Genomic DNA, 21,939 nt, shown 5'->3' with positions numbered 1-21,939 from the left:
GGTTTTGCGGCGCGATTCGTGGCCGCCGGCAAGGTTTGCCGGCAAGGCCTGGCACAACCGTTGATTTTCCTGGGTTTTCACTCCGGACAGGGCCATTCGTCAGGCGAGCGACGGTGCGTACCGCTTGCCATCGGCACACTATTTTTCACACGGTTGTTATTTAAAACAGTGGCTTAGGGCAATAATTGCCGGATAACCGCGCATTATTCCCATCACGACAACGATAATTCAGAAGGATATTTGCCAAGCAATTGTCAAGTATTTCCTGTACGATGCCTGGCCCAATTAATTATCTACAGGTTAATGGCCGTCATGCGCGTAAAAGCATCCAACAGCAAAGCAAAGCCAGCTCCAGCCGTTGAAACCAGCGAGTCGATCAACGACCAGATCGCTGCGTTCCTCAAGTCCGGCGGCGAGATCCAGCAAATTGCCAAAGGCGTCAGCGGCCAGACATTCGGCCCGTCCAAGCAGATCAGCCTGGGCAAGAAGTAACCTGCGCGTCACCTGGTCCCAAAGCGCTTTGAGCTTCGAAGCGCTTGGACTGGAACCCCTCCCCGCTCTACCCATTTCCCATGAATCGACGAACGGCCCTCACTGCCGAGCATTCGCCGGTATGCTTTCACCTCTCTAACTCAAGCGTTTCAGCTTAGTTATCGTTCCGGCTTCCTCGCTATTGATGGAATGCAGCATGCGCATCCCCATTGTTCCGCTGACATTCAGCCTGCTCTCGTGCTCCCTCGTCCATGGGCAGGTATTCCAGCGCGAACTCGGCGACTTCGACCTCAAGCTTGGCACCACCCCCAGCCGCAGCATGGCCCAGGGCTTGGTCACGCCGTCGAGCACCGGTTCGTTCCATGGTGGCCTGGACCTGAGCCACGACAGCGGCTGGTACGTCGGCCAGTGGTCGCCCAGCGCGGGCGTATCCGCCGACCTTGAAGTCGATTCCTACATGGGCTTTAAACAACCCTTCGACCAGACCCTGGGCTACGAAGTCGGCCTGATCCACTACAGCTACCCCACCCTCGATACCCTCGACAGCCAGGAGTTCTATGGCGGCCTGACCGTGCTCGGCAGCCGTTTCGGCGCGGCCTTGAGCAACGATCCAGACAAACAGAACAGCACACTGTTTGCCGACTTGGGCGGCAACGTGCCGTTCGGCATTGGCATCAGCGCCAAATACACCACCCACCAGCTCAATACACCGGTTTCGGTGGAGAACGGTTATGTAGGCAGTTTCAGCGACTGGTCATTGAAAATTTCCCGTCCCTGGAAAGGCATCGACCTGGACCTGATCTACAGCGACTCAAGCCTCAGCGGCAGCAGCTGCTCGGCGTATTCCGGCCACAACAGCGAATGCGACAGCCTGCTGACCCTCAAGATGGCCCATCCTTTTTACTAAGCGTTACGCATTAATCGGCTGAACTGCCGTGCGCCTGCCATGCTCAAACAAGACACTTACGTTTTTGCAAGGACTCGCTCATGTCGCGCTGGTTCACACGCATCGCCATGGTCATCGCCCTGTTGCTGACGCTCACTGCCTGTAGCCGAGTCGGCTTGGCGTACCGCAACCTCGACCTGATCATCCCCTGGACCCTCAACGATTACCTGGACATCAAAGGCGAGCAAAAAGACTGGTTCAACGAACGCCTCAAGGACCACTTGACCTGGCACTGCACCACCCAGTTGCCCGGCTACCTCGATTGGCTGGACCGTTTGGAAACCATGGTGCAGACCAACCAGGTGACCGACCAAGCCCTACAACAGCGCACCCGGGAAGCCAAGGCCGCCATCGCCGAAACCGCCCGGGCAATCACCCCCTCGGCCATCGAATTGCTGCAAGGCCTGAGCGACGACCAAGTCGCCGACATGGACGCCGCCTTCGTCAAGGACCAGCGCAAACGCCAGCAGCAATACCTCAAGCCGACGCTGCAGGAGCAGATCCAGGAACGCAGCGAACGCATGGTCAAACGCCTGGACGACTGGCTCGGTCCACTCAATGACGCCCAGCGCCAACGGGTGACAGCCTGGTCCACCGCCCTCGGCGACCAGAACCAGCAATGGATCGCCAACCGCGCGCACTGGCAGAACCAGTTCAGCGAAGCCGTGGCCCAACGCCACAGCCCCGACTTTCCCAAACGCATCGAGCAACTGCTGGTCAATCGCGAAAGCCTCTGGACCCCTGCCTACCGCGAGGCATTCAGCAAAACCGAAGCCCAGGCCCGCAGCCTGCTGGTGGACCTGATGGCCGAAAGCACCCCGCCCCAGCGCGAACGGCTGCTGAAGAAAATCGACGGGGTGAAGAAGGATTTCACTGACTTGAAGTGTCTGAAGGCAGCACGCTCATAAAACCACTGAGATCCCATGTGAGAGCGAGCTTCTGTGGGAGCAAGGCTTGCCCGCGATAGCATCACCTCGGTCCATCTGATAGACCGTGTTGCCTGCATCGCGGGCAAGCCTTGCTCCCACACAAGCTCAGCTCCCACGGGATTCAGTGCAGGCCTGTCAGGCAATCTGCGCCTTCGAAGCCAAGTCATCAAACGTAAACTCATCCAGCGCATCTTCCTGCTCATCCAACACCTGACGCGGATGATCATTGCCCGGAATGCTGCTATCGATCAGGCTCAACAACCGCGAGCCACGCGGCGTCAGCACAAAATTCTCGCCATTACCGCCCTCTTCCTCCGGCCGCGGCTCGATATAGCCACGCTCCAGCAGCAACTTTTCATACTCCCCGGCGACCGCTTTCAGATGATCGAGATTCTCGATCGCCTCGCCTGCAGCCGCTTTCGCCGCCGCGTACTCCTCCGCATAAGCCCGAGGAGCAAAGCTATGACCGGCGCCATTTTGCACTTCGTGCAACAACCGTTCGATCAAGTCCCAGTTATAAGTCGTCATCCTGGTCCATCCTCCAAAGAGTGAGATGCCTACCTAGGTTGTGACCGAGGTGCTGCGCCACCGTTCAGCCGGGTTTCCGGGCGGTCTTTACCTTGAACCGACCAACGGCCTGTCGAATTCCGCCAAGGCCAAACGACCACCTGTTGAAAGCCGATTTCACAGCTCAGCCACAGGAGAAATCACCATGAACGTAGAAAATCATCCAGTCGTCTCGCGGGAAGAATGGCTCACAGCCCGACGCCAGCACCTGGCCCACGAAAAAGCCTTCACCCGCGAACGAGACAAACTCAGCGCCGAACGCCGCGCCCTGCCCTGGGTAAAAATCGACAAACCCTACCGCTTCCAAGGCCCCCACGGCGAACTGAGCCTGGCCGACCTGTTCGGCGGCCGCAGCCAACTGATCATCTACCACTTCATGTTCGGCCCCGGCTGGACAGAAGGCTGCCAAGGCTGCTCCTTCCTGTCCGACCACATCGACGGCGCCAACCAACACCTGGCCCACCACGACGTAGCCGTGGTCGCCGTCTCCCGCGCCCCGTTCGCCGAATTCCAAGCCTTCAAACGCCGCATGGGCTGGGCCTTCGACTGGATCTCATCGGAAGGCTGCGACTTCAACTACGACTTCGGCGTCAGCTTCAAAGCCGAAGACACCGCCAACGAAAAAGCCACCTACAACTACGAAAAAACCGACAGCGCCGAAGGCGAACTCCCCGGCCTGAGCGTCTTCTATCGCAACGCAGCCGGCGACATCTTCCACACCTACTCCACCTACGCCCGCGGCCTGGATATATTGGTCGGTACCTACAACTACCTCGACCTGACGCCCAAGGGCCGCAACGAAGACGAAATCATGGATTGGGTACGGCACCACGATAAATACGAAGAGGCCAAGCCCCACGGCTGCTGCCATGGCTGATGCCAATCTCGAGCGCCGCCTCCGTGGCGAGGGAGCTTGCTCCCGCTCGACTGCGCAGCAGTCGCCTTCTGTGCCTACCGGCGTAAATAGCGGAGTAATGAAAGGATGGGCAACTCAGGGTCGCCTGTTGTCCAGACGAAAACCGGACCAGACCACGATTAAAAAGACAGGCCGATCTCGATTGGTCTGTCTCTGATCCCCGCGTCCGCCAACATTGGAGGGATGATTCAGGCGAAAGCGAGCTTTCTTACCTGCAACAAATCAACATGCTGACGGGCCACCCATAGATCGTAAGCATCCTGCATGGCCAGCCAACTCTCCGGCGAGCGGCCAAGCGCTACAGACAACCGCAATGCCATTTCAGGCGAAACGCGGCTAGTGCCCTTCAAGACACGGCTCAATGTCGAGGGGGCTACACCGAGCTTTTCCGCCAGCTCGCGACCGCTGATACCGTTCGGTTCCAGATAAATCTCGGTAATGAACTCCCCTGGATGGGGAGGGTTGTGCATGTTCATCAGTGGTAATCCTCGTAGTCCAGGACGTAAGCGTTTCCATCGCGAAACTCGAACGTCAGCCGCCAATTGCCATTCACCATGACTGACCAGCGCCCATGCATTTCGCCTTTTAGCGGGTGAAGGCGGAAGCCGGGAATATCCATGTCATCAATCGTCATGGCTGTATTCAAGGCCGCTAGCTGCATTCGTAGCCGCTTGGCGTGAGCGGGCTGCACGCCTGCCGTAGTGCCCGTATCGAAGAGCTTGCGTAGCCCTTTGTGTTGAAAAGACTTGATCATGGGAAAGCCTAGCATGTTGCGCAACACGCAACAAAATATGATGCCTCAGAAACTCAAGACATGTATTTAACGACGAGCCACGTTGAGGGAGGATCGAAAAGGGAAACTATGAAAGCGGGCGATTCGTAGGGAGGCCGATTCATAGCGTGAAATAGTTCATCCCTGCTTGGCCTGCATGTATTGGCGAAGGAACTGATTGATGCGTGTCTGATAACCCGCGTCCTGCCCCTTGAACCACTCCACCACATCGGCATCAAGGCGAATGGTCACCGCCTGCTTTACCGGCACCCGCAGCTCAGTGCGGCGGAAGAAATCTTCACCCAGTTCGGAGATATCGCTGGTATCGATGTCCCCGTCATTCAACTTGGCCAGGCGCTCCCAGCCAGTTTTCGACGTTTTCGACATAACGTATGGCCTCCTATTTAGTAGTATTTCGGGCGGAGATGATCCAGATCACATCGCCCCGCCGTTCGGTGTACACGACCACGCCGATCAACTCTTTGATCAAGCCGATGGGTCGACGCCCGGGTACCTGTTTTACCGAAGCCTACTGTCGAAACTGTCCTTCTGAAATCAGACGCATCCCCTTATAAAAGTACGAAAGATCCTGCACTGAGGCGCAAACCTCCTGCGAAAGGGACAGATAGGACGACAAGCAGGGTCGCTGGGAAGGAAACGGAGGGACTGGGTCCGCCCCTACGAAGAGCCAAGCCCCACGACAGCTCCCACGGCTGATACAAAACCAACCCAAGTCGAGAACCGTTCCCCGTGGCGAGGGAGCTTGCTCCCGCTCGACTGCGCAGCAGTCGCATCTTTTACCTGACCCGAAGCAGCCCAAAAAGCCGACCGCCGCTAGGTCAAAAGTCCTACACAAAGCTCGGAAAGCGGTGTCTTGTAGCCCTCAAGTGGGTCGGTCTATAGTCCCTCGTCGCCCAAAAGGCGACCGGGTTTGGCGACCCGATCAACAGAGAGACTCATCAACTTTGGAGGCTCTTACTATGCCCAGATACATGCCCATCACCGGAATCGACTGCACCCCAGCCACCCTACTCATCGACACCGAAGCCCCGCTTGACGTCCTTTTCGAAACGGCGGATTACCGCATTCGAACCGTGACCCAGTTGTTGGAAAACATCGCCTTTCGTTCGGATATCAGCTCCGACACGGTCGTGCTCTCGGACTTTTGCAAAATGATGACGATAGCGCTGCGCGATGGGTGCGATGTGATGGATGTGATTGGTAGACGGTTGCGGTTGCAGGCTGCTGAATAAGGAAACGGGCGACCTGAGGGTCGCCCGCTTTTACATGCGTGGAGAGCAAAAATGACCGAGACCTTCGCAGACTTTGACCCTGCCGAGTACCTGAGCTCTCCCGAGGCCATTGCAGAGTTCATGAACGATGCCCTGGAAACTGGCGACGCAGATTATATTGCCAAAGTGAGGAAATTAGTCGCACGCGCCAAGGAGGTGACCGAACTCGCCATGAAGACCAGACTATCCCGAGAACAGTTGCACTAGTCCTTCAGCAACGGAATATCTAAGGCACCGCATAGCTCTCGTAATCCAAAGCGATCCCGTCGTCTTTCGGATAGCTGACATACACCACCACCGCATCGCTGCTGGCGACCAAGGCGTAGGGCCATTTACCGTTAGCCGCCCTCATCTGCTCGTATAACTGCAAGAAGTAATTTTTGGTCTGGCCCCGTGGGTCGTAGGGTAATTGCACCTGGAAAATCGGATAGTGCCCGCCATTGCACAGCTGCACCCGCTCCAGCTTAATGTCATTTTTCACCAACACTTTGCGGGTCGGATGCTGCCAGATCGCGAGGTCGACATCGCGACAATCGCTGGCCGTACCGCTATAAAGCTGGGTGTTTTCCAAGGTGGGTAGTGCCGACGCCAGGCAAGGAAAAAGTAACAACATCAGAAGAAGAAAACGCGGCACGGCAGCGCTCCGAAGGGACAGGAGCGCGATTATAAAATCTTTTACCGAGAGTACGAATATGCAAAGTCAGTTGGAGCCTTCATCCCAAACTACACCACTGCGCCAGATTCGCGCTTTGTACGACGACAAGACCATTCGCATCTACCAAGCCTATTCGGATGCTATCGCCGATGCGGCGCTGAGCCTTGGCACCTTCGCGTCACCGCCGTTCAAGATGGAGCGGATGACGTGGATAAAGCCATCATTTCTCTGGATGATGTACCGATCAGGTTGGGGGTTGAAGGACGCAGGTCAGTCTAGAATCCTGGCAATCGATATTTCACGAGAAGGCTTCGAATGGGCCTTAGCCCATAGCAGCCTCAGCCATCCCGACGATTCAATGAGCAAGGAAGAATGGCTCAACGTGAAAGAGAATGCGCCAGTCCGCATACAGTGGGATCCAGAACGAGACTTGCATCTACAACCCCAAATACACCGCGCCATTCAGATAGGCCTAAGCAAGCAAGCAGTAGCGCTTTACGTCAACGAATGGATACAGAACATAACCGATATAACTCCGTTGGCGCACAGCATCCACAAATTGGTGCTTGAGAACGAAATTGAGGAAGCACGCAAATTACTTCCAATTGAAAAAGTGTATTAAGTACGCCAAACACCCGCCATAGCCACTAATCGAGATAACCCACCCTGCTCAGCCCACCTATGCAGAACCTGCGTTTCAAAATCCAGCAACCGAGGCCCTGATCCGTTACAGGAAGGCGCCCCCTATCTGCCTTACTTACGGCTTAGAGCGGAACACAATCGTAGATACGAGCATGTCACCAAGCCGTTTCCGTGAACCAAATAAAATAATATCCAATCAAAAATACTCAGAAACGGTGTAATGATGTTACGCATAAACGATTGGTAGAGATTGCAGTTAAGGACGCTGCGCTCGTCGATCACAGGCATTCCCAACAGTTTCTTACCCGGGCTTTGACCGTTCGTTCGGCATCGCATCGGAGCACAAGTAATGCGCCGCACCAAAGCCCAAGGCCAGAAAGCCAACCATGTTTGGCGGCAATCCAATAACTCGGCTGTACGCCCTATGAGGCCGAATAGAAAAAGGGAAACTAGGGGGTCAATGATCTGTCCCCCCCACCGACGCCCCAGGCCGCCAATTTTTTGGGTTTCTGATTCGTCCTTTGAGTGCTGCTGATTCCCATGTGTTATCACGTCTTCGGCAGACAGGTATATAAACAATAAATCAAAACGGCAGTCTCAGGGATAACCAACATTCTGCTTCTAATTAGCTGCACTGATAACGTGCCCCCGTTACTTCTGCTTTTACTTATACAAATCTAAGCTTCCAATAATCATTACCCGCCACTACCCAGTACCGCTCGCGAGCCGGGATCAAAAAGCTAAAATCAAAGCATTGAGCGACCCAGTCCGAATAAGCCAGACTTTCATGAGCACGCACGTCATCCATGTGCATAAAAATTTTTCTGTCAAAATTTATGTAGAACCTGGGAAATCTGGAATGAATAATATTGGCCCGCTTAAAGAGATCCGGGCTCAAACCTTCGCCAGTTAAGAAATAATGTTCAATTTTTTCAAAAACCTCACAATCCGCCTCTATAAAATTATTTAAATCGCTTGAAGACAGGATTTTTTCACTTGACCTTTCTAGGTACTGCGGAAAATTTTCCGCCGTCATTTTCAGAATACCGCCTCTAAAATTTTTGCAAGACTGCTCGTATTGTTCCTGGGTTATATCTCCATCTTCAAGGTAGGCACGATAGTCTTTTTCCGCATCAAGGGAGAAATTATACTTCTCATCTACAACCCAATAACATTTTCCAGAGTGCACAAAAAAGCAGATACTTTTTTCTCCATTCCAAAGATCATCAAGAATTGACTGTTTCACCGTCATTGCTTGAACTCCTTCAAAAATTCATCCTGTGTATAAACACGGGCGTTACTCGAATTCTTTTCGAGTAGCGACTCCCACATCTTGGGTAACTCGAGGGAGTAACCGGGCTGATTTTTGTCTACCCTCTTCGGTGCATCAGGATCCCTCGGAATTCCATCGACGGGCCGCTGGGGAATTACTCGATCCATGATTTCCTTATGAAGAGCTGCGTCAACGTCGAAGACTACTACAGATCCATCAGGTCGTCTGTTCGTCAAATAGTAAGTGGCGTGCTCAGCATTACCAACGCTCACACAAAGTTGGCCCGCGCAACCAGGATTGATGGTGATGGTTCCATCATCATTTGCGCTAATGCGGTACTGGCTGGATTGTGTTCCCGATCCGCCCCCCTCAACTCTGAAATAGGTGACTGTTTCTGGAGAACCGCCTTTTGTACCGTCGAGCGTGGATTTAGGCGTTTTCCCGGAGACAAGCCCACCCTCCAACGCAACCCCAATACCAATACCAATCGCGGTGCTGGATGCCTCATTCGACTGTACAACCCCAGCACCGCCGCCCTGCATGATATGCAGATTGTCCAGAAAGCCCTTCAGACGAAGCTCCTCTGGAATCTTCAATACTGAGTTCCAGGCCTCCTGCACATCAGCCGCTGCACAGCTAGGACAGTTGGCCGCTCCCATTGCCCAAAGCGCCGCCTTCGACGGACCGCTTGCCATGCCCTCCACTGCCAAGGCGAATCCTTCCTGGCTTCCTCGCCCCTTGGCATCAAGCACTTCACGCATGTAGCGTGCATCGGTCCGGTAGTCCAGCGGATCAACCAATGCAACGTTCTTGAGCATTTTTTCGAGTGAAGTCTTGTCTTTGAACAACTCGACCAAGCCAACACGCTCATTGTTGTAATCGGCCAACGACACCTTGAACAAACTGTCGTTCTTGTACTGATTCAACTCCACTCGAAGATAATCAGCTGCCCTCGCCGTCTTGCCCTCCGTCAGCACGCTGTCCCAACCACGGTCTACCATGGCAGCGGCGGTGCGTAGCAGTTCCTGCTGTGCTTTTTCTTCGGTTAAGCCATTCTGCGCCGCGTATCGTTTTACGCGCTCTTTATCGCTGGCAAATTCGATTTCATCCGGGTGCAGCTGACGGTTGTATTGCGTACTGTTCTGCGCAGCCCATGAACCGGTTTGCAAGTCTGCCGCATTGCCGCCGGCTGCCGCCGCCGCGAGCACCCCGATCAGTTGAGAGTTCATCACCAGAAGCTTTTGCTTCTGCTCGGGCTGCATGCCCTCGTACTGCTTGGCCAGAGTATCAACCAGAGTCTCGTTCAAGCCGGCGGCTAATGCGCCAGTCTTGAAATCACCGCCAGCCGCCTCAGCGGCCAGTCCGCCCATGACCGCGTGCAAGCCAACCTTGGCCAGCCCCCCTTCTTTCAAATCGAATTTCTTGCCAAGATCCCCAACGAGATTGAATCCCGCCGCAGCAAAGGTGTTCGCCAAACTGCTACGCAGGGCGTTATCGAACTGGCTGTCACCACCAAGCGCTCGATCCAGCAGGGTTGAGGTACCGTTCTGCAGCAATTGGTTAGCGCCGAACCGACCGATTCCTTCCAGGCTCGACAGGCCACCTTGGGCCACTACCTTGCCTGCGTTAGGCAAGGCGCCCTCCACGGTGGTGGTGGTATTGGTCATCTTGTCGAAGATGCTGGCGGTTAATCCTGCTGTAACACCGGACACCACATAACCACGCAAGGCATCCGCAGAAGTCACATCCTTGAATACCGCTCCCAAGTTGCCGCCGTTATTAATGAAACTCACGGTTGCATTGCTCGCAGCGCCCGTTGCGATAGCCGTGAGCGCCACGTTCGCCCAACCGGCGGCCACTGTTGACCCGGCTGCAGCGCCGCCGGCTACTGCCGATGCGGTGGCTGTTCCGGCTGCTGCAAAGGCGGTACCTGAACCGGCAGCTGCGGTGCTTCCGGCCATAGTGCCGATCAGACCGCTGGCGGCACCCGCAGTGAAGTACACGACGAGGATCGCAATAATCATCTGCACAGCCGGCCCCATGCCGGAGTGGCTGTACTTATAGGAGTCATGAACTTCCTTGACCTGCCGCCAATCCACGTCACCACGCTTCTCAGCTTCAGCCAACCACGCCAGTTGCGGGTCTGCGTCGACCATCGCCTTGATCGACTGGTGGACGGTGTCTTGGTTGACCTGTTTGAGATCAATGTTCAACCCATCGACAGCTTTGATCGTGATGGCGCCGGCAGCGACCATCTGTGTCTGACGCAGAGTTTCGTCGGTGTGACCTTTGCCCGACATCGAACTCCAGGCCATGCTGCTTTTGCTTTTTGAATGGTCTTCTTTTTGCAGATCCTTCACACCTTCGAAGGTAATCGAGCCTCCACTTTGTATCGTCAGGTCATTGCCACTGTTCAGCTTGGCTACCTGATAATGCTGATCTTCACCGGAAACCAATGTCAGATCGCCCCCAGTGGTGATCTCACTCCCCACATGAGTCACCTTGGTCAGCTCATCACGCCGGCTCTGTTTCTTCCCCCAACTGCCCTTCTTCTTTTTCTCATACAGCGAATAGTCGCTGTCCTGTGCGGCCAGAAGCGCCAGGTTTTCTCCAGCCACCAGATAAGCTTCGTCACCGGCGTTGATACGGCTGGAGATCAGCGCCATATCTTTTCCAGCATTCAACTTCACGTCACCACCCGCACTGATAGCGCTGCCGATCTGTTTGACGTGGTCCTCTTGGGCCGTGACTTTTTTCGACTTGTAGTAAGAGTGTGTTTCGTTAGCGCCAGAAGAGATTGTCATGTTCTCGTCGGCGGCCAAGGCTACATTGCGGTCGGCACTGATCTGGCTCGCGATGGCGTTGAAGTCTCGACCTGCGTTCACAGTGACATCGCGACCCGCATCCACCTCCGAGCCCAGTTGGGAGATTGAACTTCTACGGGTACCACCGGTATTGGAGGTCTGTTGCTGCGCAGAGACGATATTCACATCCCGTCCTGCATCGATTTGCGTATCGCGGCCGCTGACCATGACGCTGCCAACGCTGTTGACGTCTCGACCGACGCCCATGGTCAGGTCGTTGGCCGCCTCGATACGCGAGGCGTTATCCGCGTAGTCCTGCCGTTGGGTATGACCCTTGTTGCTGATACTTGCGGTGGTCAACGTGCGCTCGTTGATTATGTCGCCAACTATCGCATTCATGCTGATGTCACGCCCGGCGATGATGCCGCCGGATTTATTGACGATGTTGTTGCCGGCCAACAGGTCGAGACGGTTGCCGGCTTCAATCAATCCGCTGTTGGTCAGGTTCTCGCCAGCGGATGCGGAGAGGTTTTTCGTAGCCCGAAGCGTGCCGGCGTTTTCAAGATCCTTGCCGGCAATCAACGTAACGTTCTGACCGGCAATCAACGCCCCATTAGGCGCCAGACGATTATTGGCCTGGGCCATATACAGCACCGGCACCAGCACCTTTTCGCCGTTCACTTCGTGCTCTTCGAGCCAGACGATGTCATGGGTCAGGGCGGCGACTTGTTGGGCGGTGAGGGTGACGCCTACCGACAGGTTGAGTGCGTCCTTGCTGGCGATGGCGTTGTTCATCAGGTACTTGAACATCGCCTCGTCGGAGGTCTGGCCGTCGATGAAGCGTTGGCCGGTGCGGGCGACGACGGCCTGTTGGATCAGACGTTGTTCGAACAAGCCGTCACCCAACCGCTTGGCGCTGGTGTCCGCGTCGTAACCGAGTTTTGTCAGCAGATAATCCGAACTCGTGAATGACTTGAGGTCGGTGAGGACCGGATTGGTCTCGATCAGGTACTTTTGCGGTTTGGAAGTCACGGTTGCGCTGGGCAGCCCCGTGACCCGCGCCACCGTTTGGCCGGCGACAGGCACTGGCGCGCTTACCGAGGCGTCGGTTGGGCGACTGACGCCGATCGGTGGAGTGCCCGAAGTATCCAGCGCAATGTCGGCACCACGGGTGATGGTGCCGTCAAGGGAATGCCCTGGCAGTTGCGGCGTGCCTGTGGATGAGTCCGTTGGGGCGGTGACCTGAATGGCGGACGCGCCGGCGGTGACACCGCCGCTATCACGATTCAACAACTGCACCTGTCGTTCGGCGGCGGAAACCTGGGTGACATCGGTGATCTGGATGTCGCGCACATTAGCGGTTGGAGCGGCGGTGGATCGATTCGATGCGCTCACGCTGGCGCCGCCGATTGTCCAGTTCTGCGACACGGCCGGCGTCTGGGAGACTGGCGCGTCACTGGCGCCCTGCCCGCTCAGCCGGAACAGGCCGTTTTGCCCCGTGGGGAGGCTGAAACCGGGAAGTGTCAGGGGGTTTATTTGTTGCTGGGCCAAGTCCGGTGGGAGTTGGCTGTTCAGGGTCACGACCGTGGTTTTGCCTGAGCCTGAAGCGGCGGTTGTGGTGTTGCGGGACGAAGTTGTTATGCCGGTGGAGAATGGCCGCTCCACACCGTTGGTGATTTTGTTTGTTGCGGTAATTGAGACGTTGCCGCCGGCTTGGATGATAGCTGGGGAAAAGTTATCAGCCGAGGTAGATGAAATAACTATTTGATTAAATGGAGTAGCGCTTTTTATAAAATCTGGAACCTCCGTTCTGATTCCGTTTGCGTATTGAGAGACACCAAATACAACTGGATCAATTCGTGCGCCAGAAGTCCCAAGCTCCAAAACAGCCGGACCAAAAATCTGATAACGATCAGGCTCCTGACCACTTCCATTCCCGACTACTGTGAGCTTCGGTTGAACCATAGATTCAACGCCCGCTACGTTCCAGAAATGAATATTTTTATTATATTCAGCATCATTATAAATATTGTAATTAACTAAATCCCACCAACGATCAGCTCTATCACGAAAACTACTGCCTTGATCCGCATAATATTTTTGACTAACATAATCACCTAACGCCGTCCCGGAATTCTCAAATTTCGAGACATCGATGGTTATATTGTTTTTGGCTGAGACTGACGAATTATAATTTAAAAAATAATCACCCTTTACAATTAAATTCATACCTGACGATATAGAGGCCGCACTGGAGCTTTCACCCTCCACGACTTTGACTTTATATTTCTCCTCAAAAACAAAATGATAATCGGGTCTATCACCCCAGGAAGCCGGCAATGTAACGCAGCTATAACACCGGACCCCTATAGCAGAAGAATACAACTCCGCCTCAGTCTTAAAATCCCCCCGTTTATTAATAATAGAATCCGCATTAATAGAAAAATCCCGCCCACTCTCCATGGTGCCCGAATCATTCTCCATCAACGCCGACCGTCCCCCCAGGTCATTGCGCGCTACATCAATGTTCCCTAACGCATAAACATCCGACTTACGGTTGGTAAAACTTCCCGCCCGCAGCTTCATGTCCCCACCGCTGAACAAGAACCCACCTTGATCATTCAGCAAGGTCGAAGCCGTCAACTTCAATCCATCCGCACCGGCAACCGTTCCGTAGTTATTGACGGTGCCCGCATTGATATTCAGCGCACCCGCCGACGTCATCCGCCCGTAGTTGTTCAGGCTGCTCAAGCCCCCGCGCCCACCGATCGTCGTAGTTCCGCCGCCGGTCATACTCGCCACGCTGCTCAAGTCAATCACAGCGGCGTCTACGGTCATGTCGCCCAGGCTGGTGACTCGGCCATTGCCGCTGTACCGCCCGGTCAACTGCAAGCCCATGCCACCATCACTGGCGATCAACCCGTTGTTAACCCAGTTCCCGCCCTTACCTTCCAGTTGCGTCGAAGCCAGCAATTGCCCGGTCGCAGTCTGGGTGAAGTTGTTGACGTCGACCGTCAGCCGTCCGGCCTGGATGGCGCTGGTATTGGTCCAGGTGTCGGCTTTGAGCGTCAGGCCGCCACGGGTGACGATATCGCCGCCGGCGCCAGTGACGTTGGCCAGGGAAATGTCGAATGTACCGTCGCCCAGATGCAGCAATTGGCCGCCGCTGTTGAGGAAGCTGTTGGCGGATAGGGTCAGGTGATTGTTGGCGCTTTCCAGCTTGCCGTTACGGTTGTCGAAGAGACTGCCGATCTGGAAATCGGTTTTGCCAGCGCCCCCTAGGGCACGCAGTTGGCCGGTCTGGTTATCGACGCTGGCGGCGCTGACCACCAAGGTGCTGTCGCTTTCCAGAATGCCGCCACGGTTGGTCAGGGCGCCGTCCAGATCCAAATGGATAGCGTTGCCAGCGAGCTGGCCGGCGGTGTTGTCCAGGCTGGCACCGGTGCCGGCAACCTTGATCAGCCCAGAAGCGTAGAGACCGCCATTGCGGTTGTTAAAGCTGGCGGTGTCGATGACGACATCGCCAGCCTGCGCGGCGATTCGACCACCGTTATTGTTCAGCCCGGCCAAGGCGCGCAGGTTCAGGCGTTGGCCTTGAATCACGCCGCCCTTGTTGTTCACATCGAAGCCGTTACGCAGCACGCCCACGGTGCTCGCCTCAAGGGCGCCCTTGAGGCTGGCGAGGGTGCCGCCACGGTTGTCGATGTTGGCCGCAGTCACGTTGACATCGCCGGTTTGGGCGATGAGTTTGCCGCCCTGGTTGTCCAGGCCTGCGCGCAGTTCAAGACTCAGGCCGGTCTGGCCTTGCATCTCACCCTGGCCGTTGGCAAGGCTTGCGGCATTGAGTGCAACCTCGGCGGTCTGGCTGTAGATCAGGCCGTTGCTTTGGTTCTGCACGGCTCCGGAGGCCGTGATCGCCAGCGCATTTTTCGCGGCGACGGTGCCGGTATTGCTGTTGTCCAGGCTGCCGGTGCCCAGGGTCATTTCGCCCTGGCTGACCAATTGACCGCCTTGGTTGTTGATCGCGGTCGCACCTTGAACCGTCAACGCGCCAGCGCTGGCAAGCTTGGCACCGTGGTTGTCCAAGGCCCCCTTGAGATCCAGGGTCACGGCAGCGTTGCCGATCAGGCTACCGCCGCTGTTGTCTAGGGAGGTGCCGGTGAAGTTCAACGCTTTTTGGGCGTTGACAGTACCGCCGACGTTGCCCAGGGTCATGGCGTTCATGACCAGAATGGCGCCGCTGTCGATCAAGCCGCCTTGGGCGTTGTTCAGCAGACCGCCGGTGACGGTCAGGGTCTGGTCGCTGCCGCTGGACAGAATCCCGCCGCTGCTGTTGTCCAGGCTCGCGGCGCGGACAGTGAGTTTTTTCTGGCCGACCAGCGCACCGGCGCCGCTGTTGAGCAGTGCCCCGCTGAGGGTGACGCCGACGTCGCCATTGCGGCTGGAGAGCGTGCCGTTGTTGCGGTTGTCGAGGCTGCTGCCGTTGACCTGCAACCCTTGCCATCCAGAGATCAAGCCGTTCTGGTTGACCATGCTAGTGGCGTTGAGACTAAGCAGGTCGCTGCTGATCAGCTTGCCGCCGGTGTTATCGAGAGTGCGTCCGGCCAGGGTGAAGCTTTGGCTGCTGGAAACTTCACCGCCCTGGTTATTCAAGTCGCGCAGGCCGTTGAGGGTCAACGGACCTTTAGCGGTGATCAGGCCATTGCGGTTGTTCAGGTCATGGCCGCCCAGGTTCAGCGTGACGGCTTTATCGCCCAGCAGACGCCCGCCGTTTTGCGTCAGCGCCGCCAGGGTCAGGTTGATGTCGCCCTTAGCCGACACTTCGCCGCCATTGCTGGAGTCCAGGGAATCGGCCTGGAGGGTGAGGTCACCCTGGGCATTGATCAGCCCATTGGCGCTGTTGTTCAAGGCCATGGCATTGAGGACCAAAGCACCACCCGCCAGCACACTGCCGCCCTGGTTGTTCAGGTCGCCGCTGTTGAGCGTGAGCAATTGCGCGGCGCTGATCAGGCCCTGGGCTTGGTTATCCAGTTGCTGATCGACCGTCAGGGCCAGATTGCTACGGCTGGTGAGCGTACCGCCGTTGTTGTTCAGGCTTTGGGCGTGGGCATCAACGCTGGCCGCACCGATCATGCCTTTGACGTTGTTCAGCGCCTGGGCGACGCGCAGGGTCAGGCCCTGGTTGCTGAGCAGCCGGCCGCCATCGTTCGTGAGATTTTTAGCCGTCAGGGTGAAGGCTTGGGCGCTGGAGATTTCGCCGCCCTGGTTGTTCACGCCGTTGAGGTTTTTCAGCAGCAACGTGCCGGGGGCGTTGATCAAGCCGCCCTGGTTGTTGAGCTGGCCATTGTTCATGTCCAGGCTCAGCGAAGTGTTGCTGAACAGTTGACCGCCCTGTTGATCCAGGCCGGAAACCGACGCGGTCAATGCGCCTTGACTGCCGATGCGCCCGCCCTCCTGGTTGGTGACCTGGGCGGCCGTGAGGTTCAGCGTGCTGCCACTGTTGAGCCGCCCCTTCTGGCTGTTGTCGAACGCACCGGTGGTGACATTTATCGCGCCTTTAGCGCTGATGTTGCCCTGCTGACGATTGTCCTGTGCCGCGCTGGTGAGCAGCAACGCGCCGTCGGTGACCAGTTCGCCGCCTTGGTTGTCGAGACGCCCCCGACTGTGCACGGTCAGGTCCGCCGCGCTGGACAGGCTGCCGCCGGTGTTGGTCAGGTTGGCGGCGCTGACATTCAGCGTGCCTTCGCTGCTGAGTTGGCCCTGGGTGTTGAGCAGATCGCGGCTCAGGTGGATGCGCTGGTTCAGTTGGCTGATCAGGTAGCCGCCGCTGTTGTCGAGGGAGCCGCCGTCCAGCTCCAACCCGGTCTTGGCACTGAGCAGGCCCTTGGTGCGGTTGAGCAGCTTATCCACGGTCAGTTTCAGCGCTTGCCCGGCGAACACCTGGCCGCCGTCGCTGTTGTCGAGGTTCTGGCTGACCAGCATGACGTCCGCGTTGCCCGAGAGCTCACCGCCACGGTTGTCGAGATCGTCAACGTCGAGATCCAGCGCTTTTGTCGCGCCGATAAGGCCGGCCTGACGGTTGTCGAGGCTGGCGGCTTTCAGCGTCAAGGCATCGGTGCTGATCAGCGTGCCCTGGCGGTTATCGAAGCTGTCGAGGGTGGCATCGAGCGCAGTCTTGCTGGCGATATTCCCGGCACGGTTGTCCAGGCGATCGGCAACCAGCAGCAGCGCACCGTCGGCAATCAACGAGCCGCGTTGGTTGTCGAGCACGGTTGCAACATTCAAGTCGAGGCGGTCACGACTGCTGATCAGGCCATCGCGGTTGTCCAGGCTGTCGCTGCGACTGTCCATGGACTTTGCAGAGATCACGCCGCGGGCATTGTTGAGCACCTGGGCGGTTCTCAGTATCAGGCCTTGGCTGCTCAGCAATTTACCGCCGCTGTTATCGAGGTTGTGCGTGGTCAGCGTGAAGGCTTGCTGGCTGGAGATTTCCCCGCCCTGGTTGTTGACGTCCTTGAGGTTGCTCAGCAGCAACGCACCCGTGGCGTTAATCAGGCCGCCCTGGTTGTTCAACTGGCCCTGGTTCAAGTCCAGGCTCAGGCGGGTGTTGCTGAATAATTCACCTTGCTGTTGATCCAGCCCGGTGACCGACGCGGTCAGGGCTTGGCCGCTGGCAATACGGCCTGCGGCGTTGTTCACCTGCGTGGCGTTGAGCGTGAGCGTAGTGCCCGAGGTCAGGCGCCCGCCCTGACTGTTGTTGAGGACACCAGTGGTGACTTGGGTCGCGTCTTTGCCCGAGACCAGGCCTTTTTGGCTGTTATCCAGGCTGGCGCTTTCGAGGGTCAGCCCGGCGTCGGTGCTGATGGAACCGCCCTGATTGATCAACGCGCCAGCACTGATGATCGACAACAGAGCGGCGCTGCTCAGGCTGCCCGCGGTGTTATCGAGACTGCCAGCGTCGACACGCAACTCGCCTTCGCTGCTGATCAACCCTTTGTGGTTCAACAGGGCGTTATCGAGGGTGATCACCAAGCCGTTGAGGCTGTTGAGCACGCCTTCGCTATTGTCCAGCGTGGTGCCGCTCAGGCTCATGTGGCCTTGGGCGTGGAGCAGGCCTTTGCTCTGGTTGATCAGCTCAGCAACTTTCACTTCCAGGTCAGTGCCGGCGATGAGTTTACCGCCCTCGCTGTTGTCCAGGCGCTGGCCGCCCACCTTAAGGCCAAGACCTGCGGAGAGTTCGCCTGCGCGGTTATCGATCTGCCCGACCTGCAGATCCAGCGCTTTTGTGGTGCCGACCAAACCGCCGTTGCGGTTATCGAGCGTCTTGCCGGTCAGGCTCAAATTGCCTTGGGCCACCAGCGCACCGCCCTGTTGTTGCAAGGTATCGATAACGGCGGTGAGGTCGGTTTGGCTGGAGATACGACCGAGTCCGTTCTGCACTTCAGCGGCCTTCAACATCAGCGGGCCAACGCTGGTCAGCAGACCCGCGCTGTTGTCCAGGCGCGAGCCTTCGAAGGTGACGCTGCTTTTGCCGGTGATGACGCCGTTGTCACGGTTATCCAGTTGATCGACCGTCAATTGCAGCGCCTTGTCGGCACGGATGCTACCGCCACGGTTGTCGAGCGAATCGCTGCGCAAGGTCAGCAGGTCGTTGCCGGCCAAGCGGCCACCGCGGTTATCGAGATGGCCGGTTTGCAGGTCAATCGCGCCTTTGGCAAGCACTTGGCCTTGGTTCTGATTGTCCAGCAAACCGCTGATGCGAGTGGTCAGGCTGCCATCGCTGATCAATTGGCCGCCGTTGCTGTTGTTCAGGCTGGCCGCCTTGATAGCCACAGCCTTGCCCGAACCGAGCACGCCATTGCGGTTGTCCAGCGCGCCACCAAGATCGATGCTCATGGCGCTGTCGCCCAGTACCTGGCCGTTGCTGTTATTCAGGGCCATCGCGTTGAGCTGGGTCAGGCCCGCGCTGGAGATTTCGCCGTCAAGGTTGGTCAACGTGCCCTCGACGTTTACGCTCAGGTCTGCATCGCTGCCCAGATTGCCGCCGCTGTTGTCCAGGCTGGCAGCACGCGCGTTAAGGCCGTTGGCCGAGATCAGGCCTTTGGCGTTATTCAAGGCCTGGGCAACGACCAGATCGAGACGCTGCTGGCTGACGATCGAACCGGCGCGGTTGTCCAGGCTCGTGGCATTCAGGCTGAACGCCTGGTCGCTAGAGATTTCGCCGTCGCGGTTGTTCACCGCCGCCAAGTTCTTCAACAACAGACTGCCCGGGGCGTTGATCAGCCCGCCCTGGTTATTCAACTGCCCATGGTTGAGGTCGAGGGACAGGCTGGTGTTGCTGAATAATTGGCCGTTCTGTTGATCGAGACCGGTGACACTGGCGTCCAGGGCTTTTGCGCTGGCGATACGGCCGGCGGCGTTATTCACCTGGCCGGCCTTCAATAGCAGCGTGTCACTGCTGATCACGTTGCCGCCGACGTTGCTCAGGGCGCCCGTGCTGTCGACGCTCAACGCACCGATGCTGGAGATCTGGCCGCCGTCGTTATTCATCTCGGCTGCCTTGAGGTTGGCGGTGGTGTCGCTTTTCACGCTGCCCTGGGCGTTGAGCAGTGGCCCGCCCAGGTTCAGATTCAGCCCTTGCTGTGCATAAAGCGCTCCCTGGCGGTTATCCAGTCGTTGCGCGTCGATTGCCAAGGCTGCCCGAGTAGAAATCAATCCCTTGGTCTGGTTGGTCAGGCGTTCAAGGGTCAGGCGCAGGTCGCCATAGGCAATCAGCTTGCCGCTATCGCTGTTGTCCAGTTCGGTGCCGACCAGGGCCAGCACGCCCTGGCTCGACACTTCGCCGCCGCGGTTATCCAGCGTGCCGACGTTGAGGTTGGCTGCCTGGGTGGTGGTAACGACACCGCCCTGGCGGTTATCCAGACTCGCCGCGTTGAGGGTCAACAGGCCCGCCGATGACAACAACCCGGCCTGATTGAGCAACTGGGCAGAAATGCTGGCGGTGAGTGCACCGTCACTGAGCAATCGGCCTGCCGTATTGTCCAGTGACGCCGCCGTCAACTGAACGCTTTTGCTTGCAGAGAGACGCCCGCTCCGATTGTTCACCTGGCCGCTGGCGTTGATGTCGAGCATCTGCCCCGCCGCCACCAGCCCCGCCACGTTATCCAGCGAGGCAACGCGCAACGTGACGTTGCTCAAGCTGTTGAGTTCACCGCTGCTGTTGTTCAACTGCCCGACGTTGGCCGTCAGGGTGCCGTTGCTGCTGACAAGGCCTTGGGCGTTGATGAGCTTATCGGCGGTGATGTTCAGGGTGTTGCTGCTCAGCACCCTGCCCTTGTTTTGATTGTCCAGGGTCCCGGCCTTGATCGTCGTGGTTTGCCCGGCACTCAAGGTTCCGCCTTGGTTGTTCAGGGTCTGCGTGACGTTGGCCGTCAGGTTGCGGCTGGCGACGATGCTTTTGCCGTTATTGTTCAGGCTCTGCGCCGTAACGCTCACATCCCCGGTCGCATTGCGGGTGTTATCCGCATTGACCCCGGCTTCGATGATGCCGTTGTTGCTCAGTTGCCCACCCGCATTCAGCGTGATGCTGTCCCGCGCCGCGAGGGTTTGCTGGTTGCTCAAGTTGCCCTGGGTCTGGGCGTTCAGGGTGGTGCCGGCATAGACCGCCCCGCGAGCATCGAGGCTGGCGGCCTTGACGTTGATGGCGCCGCTGGCCGAGGTCTCGGCCAGGCTCAGGCGGCCGTTGGCATCGAGCTGGATGTCGCCGCCGCTGGCGATCAGTTTGCCGTCCAGCTTCACCCCAACCCCGGCTTCGGTGCCCACCAGTTTGATCGCGCCGGCGTACATACCCCCCAATGCCGAAGAGTCGATGGCCAGTTCAGGCTTGGCGCTGCCGTCATCGGCGCGGGCGGTGGCGTCGAGGGTATTGGCGTTAACGTCGTTGCGCCCGGCGACGATGGTCAGGTTCTTGGCCTGGATCTCGGCGTTGATCCTGGCGCTGCGGGTGATGATTTCGAAGCGGTCGACGTTGTTGGCGTTCAGACCCGCGCCTTCAATCGAGACGCTGCCCTGGTCCACCTGATAGCGACCCACCTGGCCGTTTTCAATGATCGGCTTGCCCGTGGTCAAGGTTGCCCTGGGCGTGTTGATGAAGCCACAGCCATTACACGTGATGCCGTAGGGGTTGGCGACGATGACGTGGGCCGACTGTCCCGCCACTTCGGTGTAACCACGCAACTGGCTGGGGTTGCCGCCGTTGACTTCGTTGAGAATGACTTTGGCGGCCGTACCGTTGAGGTTCGGGTTGCCGAGGATTATCCCGCCCAGTTGCGTGGACTGGGTGCGGGACGTGGCGTTGTTGAGGATCACGCCGTTACTGCCGACGTTGTAGTCGGTGAACTTGTTATGGGACAGGCCGCTGCCGTTGGGCTTGGCGATGTTGACGATGGGCACGCCGTTGCCCGCCCGGTCCAGGCCGGTACCCGGCGCGCTGACCACGATACCCTCGGCCTGGGCCCACAGCGGTTGCCAGAACATGACGTTGGCCAACAGGAACGCCAGGCCGCGCTTTGGCATGCCCCAGAACTGCTCGCGGGGTTGCAGGGCAGCGGAGGGTTGGCGGGCCAGGAAAGTGTATTGGCGATCGTCCATG

The 21,939-nt window shown here is 57.6% G+C and carries 14 protein-coding genes and 2 pseudogenes; 7 read left to right on the top strand and 9 right to left on the bottom strand.

The window, feature by feature from the left end; translation table 11 throughout:
- The first annotated feature begins 303 nt into the window (after positions 1–303).
- The 3 genes from AC3A5O_RS09600 (at position 304) to AC3A5O_RS09590 (ending at position 2,346) form a co-directional block, all read left to right on the top strand.
- Positions 304–492: a hypothetical protein gene (locus tag AC3A5O_RS09600; RefSeq protein WP_018607615.1), complete on the top strand. Its 189-nt coding sequence runs from the start codon at positions 304–306 to the stop codon at positions 490–492.
- Positions 493–688: 196 nt separating this feature from the next.
- Positions 689–1,399 (top strand): TorF family putative porin, encoded by a 711-nt coding sequence (locus tag AC3A5O_RS09595; RefSeq protein ID WP_122569061.1) that lies wholly within the window; start codon positions 689–691, stop codon positions 1,397–1,399.
- Between the two features lie 80 nt (positions 1,400–1,479).
- A complete protein-coding gene (locus AC3A5O_RS09590; RefSeq protein ID WP_305470208.1) occupies positions 1,480–2,346 on the top strand; it encodes a DUF6279 family lipoprotein in 867 nt (288 codons plus the stop codon).
- Positions 2,347–2,502: 156 nt separating this feature from the next.
- On the opposite strand, the gene AC3A5O_RS09585 is transcribed toward AC3A5O_RS09590, so the two are convergent.
- Positions 2,503–2,895, bottom strand: coding sequence for a transcriptional regulator (locus AC3A5O_RS09585; RefSeq protein WP_122569063.1), 393 nt, complete (start codon positions 2,893–2,895; stop codon positions 2,503–2,505).
- 184 nt (positions 2,896–3,079) lie between these two features.
- Here AC3A5O_RS09585 and AC3A5O_RS09580 point away from each other — a divergent pair, with 184 nt between their 5' ends.
- Complete coding sequence (locus AC3A5O_RS09580; RefSeq protein ID WP_487753147.1) at positions 3,080–3,811, top strand: DUF899 domain-containing protein; 732 nt, start codon at positions 3,080–3,082, stop codon at positions 3,809–3,811.
- Between the two features lie 227 nt (positions 3,812–4,038).
- On the opposite strand, the gene AC3A5O_RS09575 is transcribed toward AC3A5O_RS09580, so the two are convergent.
- The 4 genes and pseudogenes from AC3A5O_RS09575 to AC3A5O_RS09560 all read right to left on the bottom strand — a co-directional run.
- Complete coding sequence (locus AC3A5O_RS09575) at positions 4,039–4,326, bottom strand: HigA family addiction module antitoxin (protein WP_003184158.1); 288 nt, start codon at positions 4,324–4,326, stop codon at positions 4,039–4,041.
- Positions 4,326–4,604, bottom strand: coding sequence for a type II toxin-antitoxin system RelE/ParE family toxin (locus tag AC3A5O_RS09570; protein ID WP_305470203.1), 279 nt, complete (start codon positions 4,602–4,604; stop codon positions 4,326–4,328). Before AC3A5O_RS09570 ends, AC3A5O_RS09575 begins: the two co-directional genes overlap by 1 nt.
- Before the next feature lie 156 nt (positions 4,605–4,760).
- Positions 4,761–5,009, bottom strand: coding sequence for a BrnA antitoxin family protein (locus AC3A5O_RS09565; protein ID WP_305470202.1), 249 nt, complete (start codon positions 5,007–5,009; stop codon positions 4,761–4,763).
- 13 nt (positions 5,010–5,022) lie between these two features.
- Positions 5,023–5,118 (bottom strand): annotated as a pseudogene (locus AC3A5O_RS09560) (BrnT family toxin); the annotation flags it as partial.
- A gap of 484 nt (positions 5,119–5,602) precedes the next feature.
- On the opposite strand from AC3A5O_RS09560, the gene AC3A5O_RS09555 reads away from it, so the two are divergent.
- Both AC3A5O_RS09555 and AC3A5O_RS09550 read left to right on the top strand, forming a co-directional pair.
- Positions 5,603–5,875 carry a hypothetical protein gene (locus AC3A5O_RS09555; RefSeq protein WP_305470200.1) on the top strand — a complete coding sequence of 91 codons (273 nt, stop codon included), beginning with the start codon at positions 5,603–5,605 and terminating at the stop codon, positions 5,873–5,875.
- A gap of 51 nt (positions 5,876–5,926) precedes the next feature.
- Positions 5,927–6,118 (top strand): annotated as a pseudogene (locus AC3A5O_RS09550) (addiction module antidote protein); the annotation flags it as partial.
- 22 nt (positions 6,119–6,140) lie between these two features.
- Here AC3A5O_RS09550 and AC3A5O_RS09545 read toward each other — a convergent pair.
- A complete protein-coding gene (locus tag AC3A5O_RS09545) occupies positions 6,141–6,548 on the bottom strand; it encodes a hypothetical protein (RefSeq protein WP_305470198.1) in 408 nt (135 codons plus the stop codon).
- A gap of 58 nt (positions 6,549–6,606) precedes the next feature.
- On the opposite strand from AC3A5O_RS09545, the gene AC3A5O_RS09540 reads away from it, so the two are divergent.
- Entirely contained in the window at positions 6,607–7,191 is a 585-nt protein-coding gene (locus AC3A5O_RS09540; RefSeq protein ID WP_305470197.1) for a DUF4291 domain-containing protein, read from the top strand.
- Between the two features lie 131 nt (positions 7,192–7,322).
- On the opposite strand, the gene AC3A5O_RS09535 is transcribed toward AC3A5O_RS09540, so the two are convergent.
- The 3 genes from AC3A5O_RS09535 to AC3A5O_RS09525 form a co-directional block, all read right to left on the bottom strand.
- Complete coding sequence (locus AC3A5O_RS09535; protein ID WP_369426309.1) at positions 7,323–7,763, bottom strand: RDD family protein; 441 nt, start codon at positions 7,761–7,763, stop codon at positions 7,323–7,325.
- A gap of 115 nt (positions 7,764–7,878) precedes the next feature.
- Positions 7,879–8,463: a hypothetical protein gene (locus tag AC3A5O_RS09530; RefSeq protein ID WP_305470195.1), complete on the bottom strand. Its 585-nt coding sequence runs from the start codon at positions 8,461–8,463 to the stop codon at positions 7,879–7,881.
- Positions 8,460–21,938, bottom strand: a complete 13,479-nt coding sequence (locus AC3A5O_RS09525; protein ID WP_487753146.1) for a two-partner secretion domain-containing protein — start codon at positions 21,936–21,938, stop codon at positions 8,460–8,462. The genes AC3A5O_RS09530 and AC3A5O_RS09525 overlap by 4 nt, the downstream gene beginning before the upstream one ends.
- Between the last annotated feature and the right edge of the window lies 1 nt (position 21,939).

This window comes from Pseudomonas sp. Soil_N_39, from assembly GCF_057655955.1.
This window is presented reverse-complemented; position numbering and strand designations above follow the sequence as displayed.

Excerpts from the sequence above, each read along its gene's own strand:
- AC3A5O_RS09600 (WP_018607615.1), top strand. The coding sequence starts at position 304 with ATGGCCGTCATGCGCGTAAAAGCATCCAACAGCAAAGCAAAGCCAGCT.
- AC3A5O_RS09595 (WP_122569061.1), top strand. The coding sequence starts at position 689 with ATGCGCATCCCCATTGTTCCGCTGACATTCAGCCTGCTCTCGTGCTCC.
- AC3A5O_RS09590 (WP_305470208.1), top strand. The coding sequence starts at position 1,480 with ATGTCGCGCTGGTTCACACGCATCGCCATGGTCATCGCCCTGTTGCTG.
- AC3A5O_RS09585 (WP_122569063.1), bottom strand. The coding sequence starts at position 2,895 with ATGACGACTTATAACTGGGACTTGATCGAACGGTTGTTGCACGAAGTG.
- AC3A5O_RS09580 (WP_487753147.1), top strand. The coding sequence starts at position 3,080 with ATGAACGTAGAAAATCATCCAGTCGTCTCGCGGGAAGAATGGCTCACA.
- AC3A5O_RS09575 (WP_003184158.1), bottom strand. The coding sequence starts at position 4,326 with ATGAACATGCACAACCCTCCCCATCCAGGGGAGTTCATTACCGAGATT.
- AC3A5O_RS09570 (WP_305470203.1), bottom strand. The coding sequence starts at position 4,604 with ATGATCAAGTCTTTTCAACACAAAGGGCTACGCAAGCTCTTCGATACG.
- AC3A5O_RS09565 (WP_305470202.1), bottom strand. The coding sequence starts at position 5,009 with ATGTCGAAAACGTCGAAAACTGGCTGGGAGCGCCTGGCCAAGTTGAAT.
- AC3A5O_RS09555 (WP_305470200.1), top strand. The coding sequence starts at position 5,603 with ATGCCCAGATACATGCCCATCACCGGAATCGACTGCACCCCAGCCACC.
- AC3A5O_RS09540 (WP_305470197.1), top strand. The coding sequence starts at position 6,607 with ATGCAAAGTCAGTTGGAGCCTTCATCCCAAACTACACCACTGCGCCAG.
- AC3A5O_RS09530 (WP_305470195.1), bottom strand. The coding sequence starts at position 8,463 with ATGACGGTGAAACAGTCAATTCTTGATGATCTTTGGAATGGAGAAAAA.
- AC3A5O_RS09525 (WP_487753146.1), bottom strand. The coding sequence starts at position 21,938 with ATGGACGATCGCCAATACACTTTCCTGGCCCGCCAACCCTCCGCTGCC.